Annotated in this window: 14 protein-coding genes; 12 read left to right on the forward strand and 2 right to left on the reverse strand. The window is 63.5% G+C overall.

Annotation, left to right across the window (positions count from 1 at the left end):
- Positions 1–19: 19 nt before the first annotated feature.
- From D5400_RS03135 to D5400_RS03185, 12 genes are all read left to right on the forward strand, one after another.
- Positions 20–547 (forward strand): MarR family winged helix-turn-helix transcriptional regulator, encoded by a 528-nt coding sequence (locus tag D5400_RS03135; protein ID WP_126007577.1) that lies wholly within the window; start codon positions 20–22, stop codon positions 545–547.
- Between the two features lie 256 nt (positions 548–803).
- Complete coding sequence (gene ffh / locus D5400_RS03140; RefSeq protein WP_126007579.1) at positions 804–2375, forward strand: signal recognition particle protein; 1572 nt, start codon at positions 804–806, stop codon at positions 2373–2375.
- A gap of 10 nt (positions 2376–2385) precedes the next feature.
- Positions 2386–2724: a chorismate mutase gene (locus tag D5400_RS03145; protein ID WP_126007581.1), complete on the forward strand. Its 339-nt coding sequence runs from the start codon at positions 2386–2388 to the stop codon at positions 2722–2724.
- 66 nt (positions 2725–2790) lie between these two features.
- On the forward strand, positions 2791–3198 hold the full coding sequence (gene rpsP / locus D5400_RS03150) for a 30S ribosomal protein S16 (protein WP_126007583.1): 408 nt from the start codon (positions 2791–2793) through the stop codon (positions 3196–3198).
- 92 nt (positions 3199–3290) lie between these two features.
- Positions 3291–3899 (forward strand): ribosome maturation factor RimM, encoded by a 609-nt coding sequence (gene rimM, locus D5400_RS03155; protein ID WP_126007585.1) that lies wholly within the window; start codon positions 3291–3293, stop codon positions 3897–3899.
- On the forward strand, positions 3899–4600 hold the full coding sequence (gene trmD / locus D5400_RS03160; RefSeq protein ID WP_126007587.1) for a tRNA (guanosine(37)-N1)-methyltransferase TrmD: 702 nt from the start codon (positions 3899–3901) through the stop codon (positions 4598–4600). Before rimM ends, trmD begins: the two co-directional genes overlap by 1 nt.
- 172 nt (positions 4601–4772) lie before the next feature.
- A complete protein-coding gene (rplS, locus tag D5400_RS03165; RefSeq protein ID WP_126007589.1) occupies positions 4773–5285 on the forward strand; it encodes a 50S ribosomal protein L19 in 513 nt (170 codons plus the stop codon).
- A 144-nt stretch (positions 5286–5429) separates the two neighbouring features.
- Entirely contained in the window at positions 5430–6233 is an 804-nt protein-coding gene (locus D5400_RS03170; protein WP_126007590.1) for a transporter substrate-binding domain-containing protein, read from the forward strand.
- Positions 6234–6286: 53 nt separating this feature from the next.
- A complete protein-coding gene (locus D5400_RS03175) occupies positions 6287–7141 on the forward strand; it encodes an amino acid ABC transporter permease (RefSeq protein WP_126007592.1) in 855 nt (284 codons plus the stop codon).
- Positions 7142–7176: 35 nt separating this feature from the next.
- Positions 7177–7329, forward strand: coding sequence for a hypothetical protein (locus D5400_RS21045; protein WP_164527765.1), 153 nt, complete (start codon positions 7177–7179; stop codon positions 7327–7329).
- 68 nt (positions 7330–7397) lie between these two features.
- A complete protein-coding gene (gene leuC, locus D5400_RS03180; RefSeq protein WP_126007594.1) occupies positions 7398–8807 on the forward strand; it encodes a 3-isopropylmalate dehydratase large subunit in 1410 nt (469 codons plus the stop codon).
- A gap of 105 nt (positions 8808–8912) precedes the next feature.
- On the forward strand, positions 8913–10163 hold the full coding sequence (locus D5400_RS03185) for a GGDEF domain-containing protein (RefSeq protein WP_126007596.1): 1251 nt from the start codon (positions 8913–8915) through the stop codon (positions 10161–10163).
- Here the strand turns inward: D5400_RS03185 and D5400_RS03190 are convergent, their stop codons facing one another.
- Together D5400_RS03190 and D5400_RS03195 are read right to left on the reverse strand one after the other, a co-directional pair.
- Positions 10164–11027, reverse strand: coding sequence for a COG3904 family protein (locus tag D5400_RS03190; protein ID WP_126007598.1), 864 nt, complete (start codon positions 11025–11027; stop codon positions 10164–10166). It abuts the gene before it with no gap.
- A 4-nt stretch (positions 11028–11031) separates the two neighbouring features.
- A complete protein-coding gene (locus tag D5400_RS03195; RefSeq protein ID WP_126007601.1) occupies positions 11032–12390 on the reverse strand; it encodes a hypothetical protein in 1359 nt (452 codons plus the stop codon).
- Between the last annotated feature and the right edge of the window lie 66 nt (positions 12391–12456).

Here is a 12456-nt window from a genome sequence, read left to right on the forward strand (position 1 = left end):
GTTGCTAGTTTGATTTGCCATGCAAACACGCTTCGACAAGCAAGACCGGCTCTATCAGGTCATCAGGCTCATCCGGCCGGTTCATCTCAACATCCAGCGCACCCTCGAAGCGCAACTGGAAGGCACCGGCATTTCGGTCGCGCAGCGCGACGTGATGGAAGTGCTGCATGGCTGCGGGCCGATCACAGTGCCCACTGCGACACGCATGCTTGGCATGAAACGGCAATTCGTGCAGCGCACGATGACGGACCTGATCGCGCTCGGCATGGTCGAGCGCCGGCGTTCGAGCCGGCAGAGCCGCGCCTATCTCTGCAAGCTGACGGAGAAGGGCGAGCGGCTGTTCGAAACGGTCCACCATCGCGAGATGGCCTTGCTGCGCCAGCGGCTCGGCGACATCAACATCACCGAGGTCATCGTCGCGTTGCGGGTCATGGCGCGCGTCGCCGCCGCCTATGAGGCTGCCGCGGCCGACACGCTGACGCGGGACGAGGTGCCCACTCGGCTGAACCGCGACGACGCGCCGAAGAGCGCGCTCGTGGACGGTTGAAGCCGGCGCTCTGGAGAGCGCAAGCCGCCTGCGCTTGACTTTCGGGAGCATATCCTGTTGAAGCGGGCCAATTCCATGCGACGAGCGTAAGCTTCGAAGCCGCCGACCGGGACCCGTCAAGGTATAAAGAGAGCCCGGAGGTCAACACCCGACAGCGCGATGCGCCCTCGGGTGCTTTCGTGCTTTGGCTTGCATTCGGGTGCGGACATAACGACCTTCGAGGCTCTCCTGTTTCGATGGTTTGAAGGACTGAGCCATGTTCGATAATCTCCAGGAACGCCTGGGTTCCATTCTCAACGGCCTGACCGGCCGTGGCGCGCTGTCCGACAAGGATGTGCAGGCAGCGCTGCGCGAAGTGCGTCGCGCGCTTCTGGAAGCCGACGTGGCGCTGGAAGTGGTGCGCGACTTCACCGACCGGGTGCGTGAGAAGGCCGTCGGCGCCGAGATCGTCAAGTCGATCAAGCCCGGCCAGATGGTCGTCAAGATCGTGCATGACGAGCTTGTCTCCATGCTCGGTTCGGAAGGCGTCACGCTCGATCTCAATGCACCTGCACCCGTCGTCATCATGATGGTCGGCCTTCAGGGCTCGGGCAAGACGACCACGACCGGCAAGATCGCCAGCCGGCTGACGAAGCGGGACAAGAAAAAGGTCCTGATGGCGTCGCTCGACACGCGTCGTCCGGCCGCCCAGGAGCAGCTGAAGCAGCTCGGTGAGCAGACCGGCGTCGACACGTTGCCTATCATTCCGGGCCAGTCACCGACCGATATCGCGTCGCGTGCAGTTCAGGCGGCCCGTCTCGGCGGCCATGACGTCGTCATTCTCGATACCGCCGGCCGCACGCACATCGACGAGCCGCTGATGGTCGAGATGGCGACCATCAAGACCAAGGCCAACCCGCATGAAATCCTGCTGGTCGCCGATGCGCTGACCGGTCAGGACGCCGTCAATCTGGCACGCAACTTCGACGAGCGCGTCGGCATCACCGGCCTCGTGCTGACCCGCATGGACGGCGATGGCCGCGGCGGTGCGGCACTTTCCATGCGTGCCGTCACCGGCAAGCCGATCAAGCTGATCGGTGTCGGCGAAAAGATGGACGCGCTGGAGGAATTCCATCCCCGCCGCGTCGCGGACCGCATTCTCGGCATGGGCGACATCGTCTCGCTGGTCGAGCGCGCCGCCGAAACCATCGACCAGGAAAAAGCCCAGGCGATGGCCGACCGGATGAAGGCCGGCAAATTCGACCTGAACGACCTGTCCGACCAGCTCAAGCAAATGTCCAAGATGGGCGGCATGGGCGGCATCATGGGCATGATGCCTGGCATGGGGAAGATGAAGGACCAGATGGCTGCCGCCGGGTTCGACGACAAGATCTTCGGTCGCCAACAGGCGATCATCTCGTCGATGACACCAGCCGAACGCGCCAATCCCGATCTTTTGAAGCACAGCCGCAAGAAGCGCATCGCCGCCGGCTCCGGCACCAATGCCGCCGACATCAACAAGCTGCTCAAGATGCACCGCCAGATGGCCGACATGATGAAAGCCATGGGCGGCAAGGGCAAGAAGGCCGGCCTTTTCGGCAAGATGATGGGCGGCCTCGGTGGTGGCATGGGTGGTGGTCTTGGGGGCCCGGGCGGCATGATGGGCGGCGGCATGCCCGATCTGTCGAAGATGGACCCGAAGCAGCTCGAAGCCCTGCAGAAGCAGGCTGAAGCCGCCGGTCTCGGCAAGGGCATTGGTGGCATGGGTGGTGGCGGACTGCCTGGGCTTGGCGGCCCGCGTTTGCCCGGCCTCGGCGGGCTTCCAGGCCTGCCCGGACGAAAGAAGTGAGGGGAGTGGCATGAGCGAGCCGAGCGCGATCGAACAGCTGAAGGGACTGCGCAAGTCCATCGACAACATCGATGCGGCGTTGATCCACGTGCTTGCCGAGCGCTTTCGCTGCACGCAGGCGGTCGGGGTGTTGAAGGCCACGCACGGCCTTCCGGCCTCCGATCCGAACCGTGAGAGCCAGCAGATCGAACGCCTGCGTCGCCTCGCGCGCGATGCCGAACTCGATCCGGATTTCGCAGAGAAATTCCTGAATTTCATCATTCAGGAGGTCATCCGCCATCACGAGGCAATCGCCGCCTCGGCCAATGGCGCGGTGACGGAGAATTCCGCTCCCTCCGGAGCGGCCTGAGACCAAGACTTTTACGAAACCTCTTCGCCGCAGATGCGGCAGCCACGATCGCAAGGAGTATTTGACATGGCACTGAAGATTCGTCTCGCCCGCGGCGGCGCCAAGAAGCGCCCTTACTACCACATCGTCATTGCCGACGTGCGCTCACCGCGCGACGGCCGCTTCATCGAGAAGGTCGGCCGCTGGGATCCGATGCTGTCGAAGGAAGAAGGCGCCCGCGTTCAGCTGAACGAAGACCGCATCAAGCATTGGCTCGATCACGGCGCGCTGCCGACCGACCGCGTGCTGCGCTTCCTGGACGAGGCCGGCGTTTCCAAGCGTGAGGCCCGCAACAACCCGGACAAGGCGAAGCCCGGCAAGAAGGCCCAGGAGCGTCTGGCCGAGAAGAAGCAGAAGGAAGAGGAAGCAGCCGCAAAGGCCGCCGAGGCTGAAGCTGCAAAGAACGCCCCGGCTGAAGAAGCCGCTGCGGAATAAGACTTTTCCGGATTTTCGGGACTTTGAACGGGCGGCCCATCGGCCGCCCGTTCGTGTATGATGAGATGACGCGGACAGAGGACTTCGGCGACATGAATTCCAAGCAGATGCTGCTGATGGCACGGATCGGCGGGGCGCACGGCATCAAGGGCGAAGTGCGCGCGCAGGCTTTCACCGGGGACCCGTCTGCGGTCGGAGATTACGGTCCGCTGACTGCCGCCGATGGCCGGACATTCGAAATCCTCAAGGCAAAGCCTTCCAAGAACATCGTGCTCTTGACGATCAAGGGGGTGTCGGACCGCAATGCCGCCGAGGCGCTGAACGGGTTGGAGCTCTTCATCGACCGGGACAGCCTGCCGGACGATGCGCTCGACGATGGCGAGGTCTATCAGGACGATCTGATCGGCCTTTCCGTCAAGGACGGCGAGGGTACGGCCCATGGATCGGTCATCGCTGTGCACGATTTCGGCGCCGGCATTGTGCTGGAGATCAAGCCGGAGCGTGGTCCGAGCGTCATGATCCCGTTTTCGGAAGCTGCCGTTCCCGAACTGGACGTCGATGCCGGCTGGTTGCTGGTCGATCCGATCGCTGCCGGGCTCGTCAACGATGGCGAGGACGAGCGCGGTGAGGAGGAGGCGGCGTCTCGCTCCAACCCGGGCAGCCGCAGGCGGCGTCCGCCGAAGGGCCCGGGAGCGGATTGATGGCGTTTCGCGCCAGTATCCTCACGCTCTACCCGGACATGTTTCCCGGGCATCTCGGTACGTCTCTCGCCGGCCGTGCGCTCGAGCGCGGCGACTGGAGCCTCGAGGCGGTCCAGATCCGCGATTTTGCCGAGGATCGGCACCGCACCGTCGATGATACTCCGGCGGGTGGTGGCGCAGGCATGGTGCTGCGGCCCGACATCCTTGCGCGGGCGATAGACCACGCTTCTCCCGAGGGCGATCCGCGGCCGCGCCTGCTGATGAGCCCGCGCGGGGAGGTGTTGCGGCAGCCCTTGGTGCGGGAACTTGCCGAGGGACCAGGCGCCGTCATCGTCTGCGGTCGGTTTGAAGGCGTGGATCAACGTGTAATCGAAGCGCGCGGCCTGCGTGAAGTCTCGATCGGCGACTATATTCTTTCCGGCGGCGAGCCGGCGGCGCTCGTTCTTCTTGATGCGATCGTGCGGCTGCTTCCGGGCGTGATGGGCAATGCGCTTTCCGGCCAGTCCGAGAGCTTCGAAGACGGGCTTCTGGAATATCCGCACTATACGCGCCCGCAGCTCTTCGAAGGTCGCGCAATCCCCGAGGTGCTGACATCAGGCGACCACGGCGCAGTCGCGCGGTGGCGCAGGGCAGAGGCTCAGAAACTGACCGAGACCCGTCGGCCGGACCTGCTCGCGGAGAAAAAATTCCACGGCGAATGATGACATCCGGCGCCACTTGGTGTAACGACCCGGCGCGAAGGGTAATATCTCTTCGCGACAATCAAGCAAAGAACCGTGCATCGCTTCCGCCGAAAGGCACACGACCTGGCGTCTTGTCACAAAGGGTCACGCAAGCGCTCTGGCAGTTTCAGAAGAACGAAAGGTCATCATCATGGATATCATCCGTGAACTGGAAGCCGAGCAGGCAGCCAAGATCGAAGCGACACGCAAGCTTCCCGAATTCTCCCCCGGCGACACGGTCCGCGTCATGGTGCGCGTGACGGAAGGTACGCGTACCCGCGTGCAGGCCTATGAAGGCGTCGTCATCGCTCGCTCCGGCGGCGGCATCCATGAGAACTTCACAGTTCGCAAGATTTCTTACGGCGAAGGCGTCGAGCGCGTATTCCCGGTCTATTCGCCGCTGGTCGAAGCCGTTGAAGTCGTGCGCCGCGGCAAGGTCCGTCGCGCCAAGCTCTATTACCTGCGCGATCGTCGCGGCAAGTCGGCCCGTATTGTCGAGAACACCGGCACGCGCGCCCGCAAGCTGAACGACGCCGAGCGCCAGTCCGCTGCCGACGAAAAGGCACGTCTGGAAGCTGAAAAGGTTGCTGCAGCCGAGGCTCTGGCCAAGGAAAAGGCCGCTGAAGACGCAGCGAAGAACGACGCACCGGCTGCTGCCGAATAAGCGTTCGTTCGAAACAATCGGATTTCGAAAATGGCGGCCATTGGTCGCCATTTTCATTTGGACGTCGCAGCGCGCATGGCAGTTGCTTGCTTCGTTGCTGGCCGCAGCTAGGATGGGCCAGCCGATCGCCTCAGGAGCCCGACCATGATCCGTTCCACACTGCTTGGCAGCCTCGCCGCCATCGCCGCCGTCCTGGCTTTGCCCGATGATGCCGAGGCGCAGGAGCTTCCCGATCTCGGCGGCCGGTCGATCGTGGTCGTTACCGAAAACGCCTATCCGCCGCTGCAGTTCGTCGACCCGATGTCGGGCGATGCGATCGGTTGGGAATATGACGCCGTCGCCGAGATCGCCGCGCGGCTGAACCTGACGGTGACATACCAGAACACCAGCTGGGACGCGATGATCCAGGCAGTGGCGGACGGCCAGTACGACATGGGCATGACCGGGATCACGATCACCGAGGAACGCGCCCAGCTCGTCGATTTTTCCGACCCCTACATGCGCTCGGAAATGTTCATGCTGGTGCGGGCCGATGAAGACCGCTTCACGGATGCTGCGAGTTTCGCCGCTTTCGAAGACGGGCTCGTCGGCGCTCAGTCCGGGACGACGCCGTTTTACGTGGCGGTCTATGACGTTCTCGACGGCAATGAGCAGAACCCGCGCATCCGGCTGTTCGAGACGTTCGGTGCGTCCGTGCAGGCGCTGAACACCGGCGACGTCGATCTCGTTCTCACCGATGGAACGGCTGGCCGCGGCTATGTGAATGCCTCCAACGGCGCGCTGAAGCTGATCGGCGATCCGCTCGGCACCGAGGATTTCGGCTTCATCTTCCCGAAAGGCTCCGACCTCGTCGCGCCGATCAACGCGGCGATCGCGTCCATGCGGGCTGACGGCACGCTGGAGACGCTCACGACGAAGTGGTTCCTCGACTACGAACTGGGCAACTGACACTTGCCGCATCGTTGGAGTAACGGCCCGAGCGACGGGCAGGGCGCTGCCTGATGGCCCATGGCGAAGCGCCGGCGGGCGACAAGGATTTTCCGTACTGGCTGGTTGCAGCAGGTGCGCTCGCCATCGCCATTGCGGTGCTGATCGCGTCGAACGATCTCTACTCGCAAGTTCTGACGATCGTCTCGCGCGGGCTCTGGATCACCATCTTCGTGACGATCGTGGCGTTTGCGCTGGCGACGCTGCTCGGGCTCGGGCTTGCGCTCATGGCGCTGTCCGGATCGGTCGCGCTGCGCCAGATCTCGCGGTTTTACGTCGAGATCATCCGGGGCGTGCCGGTTCTGGTGCTGTTGTTCTACATCGCCTTCGTGGGCGCGCCGGCTTTCGTCGTTGCGTGGAATGCCGTGACGACACCGCTCAGGGAAGCCGGGCTTGTCGGTGAACTGCTGGTGCGGGACGTGTCGCTGCTCTGGCGCGCGATCATAGCGTTGACGATTGGCTATTCGGCCTTCATCGCGGAAGTGTTTCGGGCCGGCATCCAATCGGTCGATCCTGGCCAGGTGGAGGCGGCAAAGGCACTCGGGCTCGGCCGCTGGCACCGGTTCAGGCTGGTTATCCTGCCGCAGGCGATCCGCACCATCCTGCCACCGCTCGGCAACGACTTCGTCGCGATGGTCAAGGATTCCTCCCTCGTTTCGGTGCTCGGCGTCGCCGATCTCACGCAGATGGGCAAGGTCTACGCCTCGGGTTCGTTTCGCTTCTTCGAGACCTATTCCATCGTTGCCTATCTCTATCTTTTGCTGACGGTCGGCCTTTCGATCGCTCTGAGGGCGCTGGAGCGGCGGTTGCGCCGCTCGACGGGCCAGCCGGACGATCGGCGCGGCGGCTGGCGTTCGAAGCCCCACTGATTGCCTCATCCGCCGAAGATTGGTATGAGCGGCGCATGAATTTCGATCGGCCAGAGACGACAGAGCGCTTCAGTGGGAAAATGCGTTTTCCGACGACGCTCAGCTTCGCGCCTCTGCACGATCACAAGCGCCTGCCCGGCCGCTTTCATGCGCGGCTGACCGGCGCCGACGGCAGCGATATCGGCTGATTCCAGTTGCCGCCGGTTTTACGGCGCAATGCTGCCCAACACCTTTTTCAGTTTGACGGATGAACACCATGTCCAAGCCCACGACGCTTTATGACAAGATCTGGAACGACCATCTGGTCGACGAACAGCCCGACGGCACCTGCCTGCTCTATATCGACCGCCACCTCGTCCACGAAGTGACGAGCCCGCAGGCTTTCGAGGGCCTTCGCATGACCGGCCGCAAGGTGCGCCAGCCGGAAAAGACGCTTGCCGTCGTCGACCACAACGTGCCGACCACGCCGGACCGGGCGCTCGGCATCAAGAACGAGGAAAGCCGCATCCAGGTGGAGGCGCTTGCCAAGAACGCAGCCGATTTCGGTGTCGAGTATTATGATGCCGCCGACATCCGGCAGGGCATCGTGCACATCGTCGGCCCCGAGCAGGGCTTCACGCTGCCCGGCACGACGATCGTCTGCGGCGACAGCCACACCTCGACCCATGGTGCCTTCGGTGCGCTGGCGCACGGCATCGGCACGTCGGAAGTCGAGCACGTGCTCGCCACCCAGACGCTGATCCAGAAGAAAGCCAAGAACATGCTGGTGCGCGTCGACGGGCAATTGCCCGAGGGCGTAACGGCGAAGGACATCATCCTTGCCATCATCGGTGAGATCGGCACCGCCGGCGGCACGGGCCACGTCATCGAGTTTGCCGGCGAGGCGATCCGCTCGCTCTCCATGGAAGGCCGCATGACCGTCTGCAACATGACGATCGAAGGCGGCGCCCGCGCCGGCCTCATCGCGCCGGACGAGAAGACCTTCGCCTATATCAAGGATCGCCCGCGCTCGCCCAAGGGCATGGCCTGGGACATGGCGCTTGAGTACTGGAAGACGCTGAAGACCGATGAAGGCGCCCATTTCGATCGCGTCGTCACGCTCGATGCAGCAAGCCTGCCGCCGATCGTCTCCTGGGGTTCTTCGCCCGAAGACGTTATCTCCGTGACCGGTGCGGTGCCGAACCCCGACGAGATCGAGGACGAGAACAAGCGCATCTCCAAGTGGCGCGCATTGGAATATATGGGCCTGACACCGGGCACCAAGATCACCGACATCAAGCTCGACCGCGTGTTCATCGGATCGTGCACCAATGGCCGCATCGAGGATCTTCGCGCAGCCGCGAAGGTCGTTGAAGGCCGCAAAGTCGCCAGCACCGTGGAAGCCATGGTCGTGCCGGGATCCGGCCTCGTCAAACAGCAGGCAGAGCAGGAAGGCCTCGACAAGATCTTCCTCGATGCAGGCTTCGAGTGGCGCGAGCCCGGCTGCTCCATGTGCCTGGCGATGAACGATGACCGGCTGAAGCCCGGCGAGCGGTGCGCCTCCACGTCCAACCGCAACTTCGAAGGCCGTCAGGGCTTCAAGGGCCGGACGCACCTCGTGTCGCCGGCCATGGCTGCTGCGGCTGCCGTCGCGGGCCATTTCGTCGACATTCGCGAGTGGCACTGAATTTTTATCCGCGACCCGTTCTGGGACGGGTCGCGGATGTTGGCGTTTACTTCGCCTTAGCCTGACGGGCGTAAGCTCCGCCCCATTCACTCGGGGAATGAGTTTTTGGGCGCGTCTCTACTTTTGGCCATCAACGTGGCGCTCGGCGTCGCCATCATGGTCTCGTTTCTCGCCTTCGGGCTGTTCGATCGCAATCAAAAGCCAGCATTGTGGTGGTTTGCGGCCTGTATTGCCGGCGTCGCCTCTGGTCTGATCGAGTATTCGATGCCACCGCTCGAATACACGGCGATCGCCCGCTTCGCGATCTATGCCTGTTTCGCGGTCTGCCTTTCCTGCATCTCCATCGGGTTGTGGCTGCGCTATCTGCGCCGTGTGCCGGTGCTGCCGATTACGATCGTCTTCATGGCAGCCATTGTCAGCTACGCCCTCATCTCCGAACTCCCGCGCGGTTCACTTCTGCGCGCCTTTGTCTACCAGGGCTCCTATAGCACCATCGCTCTTGTCGGGGTCGCCGCCGTGTGGAGAGGCATGGACCGCAGTGCGCTCGATCGCACCCTCTTGGCGGTGATGCTGCTTTTTGCGCTGAACTTCCTGATGAAACCACCGATCATGGTTTTGCTCGGGGGAAACGGCGGCCTCGCGCAGGATTATCTTGCGACCGACTACGCGATGGTCAGCCAGACGATGATGGCGATCGTGACCATTCTGCTGGCTTTCGCGCTTGGACTTCGTACGATGGCCGATATTCTCGGCACCATCCAGAAGCGCTCCGACATCGATCGCCTGTCAGGCGCGCTCACCCGCGACGCGTTTCACCGGGAGGTGTCGCGCAGCCTCTGGCAGGCGGACCGAGAGCGCACGCCGAAGGCGCTGATCCTATGCGACCTCGATCATTTCAAGCTGGTCAACGACACGTTCGGCCACCAGGTCGGCGATCTCGTCATCGCACAGTTCGGAGCCCTGCTGGAAAGCTTCCGGCGGCCTGGCGACGTCGTGGGTCGGATTGGGGGCGAAGAGTTTTGCATTCTCCTGTCGCGCTGCGACGAGGGGACGGCGCGGCTTTTTGCCGAGCAGCTGCGGTCGACATTCGAATCGCTGGATGCGACGGGCGGACGTTCGGCGCATCGCTGCACGGCAAGTTTCGGGGTCACGGAAATGCGGCCCGCAGAAGCGTTCGAGGCAGCGTTCTCGCGCGTCGACAAGGCGCTTTATGAAGCCAAGAGCGCTGGGCGCAACTGTGTTCGCCTCGCGCGACCCGACATCGATGATCAGGACGCAGAGGCTGGCGGGGCAGTGGAGCCCGACGCTCTGCAGAAAAGGCGAAGCTTTCGCGTCGTCGGCCGAACGCAGGGCTGATCAGGGATCAATCGCCTCGGCGGTGGCCGTTGCAGTGACCATGTCGTATTCCAGAAGTTCCTCCGGGCTCAAATAGTAGAGCCGGTCGGGCGGTGTATCCAGGGCGTGAAGCCAGAGGCCCTGGTCGATGCCCATCGCCGCGAGATGGCGGCTGACGCGAGCCGTCACGTTCTGGGCGCGCGACATGGCCTCGGCAGAAGAGACAGCACCATCGCTGACGCCATAGACCTGATGGACCCCTATGACTGCTTCAGGTTCTGCGCTCCGCTCTACACCGCCTGCCATGATCAGGGGGCAGGACGAGGCGCAGAGATCGCCGCTTTCGACACGTGTCGAGAATTCGTTGTCGCGGATGATCTGAGACATCCGCAACGCATCATCGACCGATCCGCCGGGCGAATTGAGGACGATCGTCGTCACATACTCGCCTCGGGCAGCAATCTCCGTTTCGAAACGGGCGGCTGCGCCCGGATCGATCGCACCCTGGACACGCAACACGCCGCCCCCGATGAGGTCGAAACTCGCCGCGTTTTTCAAGATGTCCGGATCGGTTGTGATCTGGTGCGGCGGGGCCGGGGCCTCACCATCGCTGAGCGCAGGAGGCAGCATCGTTTCCCGCGAGGCCGGCGAGATCGGCGCGTCTTGTGTACCGTCGCGCAATTCGCCGAGATCGAGCGCCAGAACCACGACCGAGCCGAGCAGGATCAGCCGGAAGGCCCATCCAAGCACGATGCCGTCATCCAGCCTGTCGGCCAAGGAAGGGCGTTGCTTGTCGGAAGGGGCCGTGCCCCCGGCATCATTGCTGTTGGCGGGATCGAGGTCTTTTTCGGGAAGTTGCGCGCTCAGGCGCGCCGGCGCTGCCATGGCGTCAGCTGCCTTCCTTGCGGGTGCGGGGATTTGCGGCCTGCACGATCGGCATGATCTTGTCGCTCACCCGCGACGGCGCACCGGTCTGGGCCTCGGGGCGCTCTGTCGCATCCCGCGCTGCTGCCGGCGCCGGCACGTTTTCTTGCTGGTCGACTTCCGGTTCCGGGGCCGACGGGATGCCCGAAAGCGCCCTGTGAACTTCCATCGCGGCGATCAGATCAGCCGCGCTGACTCGCTCGGCATAGGGCAGGCGCCGCTCCGCATCGCGCAGCACGGCATGGGCCACCGCAAGCATGAGGACGAGCACCGATGGCAGCAAATCGATCGAGATCGCACCGGCCCAGCTTGGAATGAAATCTCCTGCGTAACGCAGCACGGCTTCAGCGCTCGACATCGGCACGAAACGGCGTTCAGCAACGGGCTCGCGCGCCAGGATGTCGTCGGCAGCCTGCGACAGAACGAGCGACTGGGCAGCGACAGATTCCTGAATTGAGCCCATCACACGGTCCTGGCGATCGACAAGGCCCAGATCCCCGCCGTCGGCGATCGGTGCGATGAAGCCCAGGGAAAGATCTTCCGCCGCGCGTTTGACGGACGGTGCGACCGACGTTTGCTCCATGGCGGAAATCACGCCGGCCAGCATGACCGCGTTTTCCGCAAACGAATCGGCACGTGGCTCGATCGCGCCGCTGGCGGAGACGAGACTGCGCATGGCAACCAGATGCTCCTGCCCCGTTTCGAACAGCGTCTGCGCCTCGTCGCGCGAAGAGGCGATGCTGCCTTCAAGTTCACGGAGCTGGCTCGACATCTGGCTCAGAAGTTGAACGACGCTGCCGGATCCAGATGTGCCAGTGAGCGCGCCGCTTTCACGCTCCTGCGCGGCCAGACGGGCAAAGCGTTCGGAGGCGAGCTGGATATCGGGCAGCAGACTTTGGGCCGCGAGGGCATTTTCGTGAGCGCGATCAAGGTCGGATGTATAGTCCTGGAGCGTGACGGCGAGGTGCTGCTCGAGCGCCGCCGAACCGGCCAGAGCGGCCGCGTTCAACCAGGACGACATCGCGATGATCATCACGCTGCCGAGCGCCATCACACCGAGAAGAGCCGCGCGTGCCGATGCGCTCGCCACATGCGGAAAGAGCCGCATCAAATAAGTCCAGAAGGCGTAGATGCCGACGGAGACGGCTGCGGAGTAGATGATGGCGGCGAAGAAGACGATGGTGGCCGTTCCATCCAGAAGGCCGCGCACGCCGAGATAGGTGTAGACGCCGCTGGCCAGCGCCAATGTCGCCAGCGCAAACCGCGTCATCGTTTCCAGCTTGCCGAGCGAATCCCGCAGCTGTGTAACCAAAGCACCTGACATCAACATCCAACCCCGACGATAATGGGTGCCCAGTCTCTGCCGAAACGGGACGAATTCAAGGCCACT

This window comes from Georhizobium profundi, from assembly GCF_003952725.1.
Lineage (GTDB): Bacteria > Pseudomonadota > Alphaproteobacteria > Rhizobiales > Rhizobiaceae > Georhizobium > Georhizobium profundi.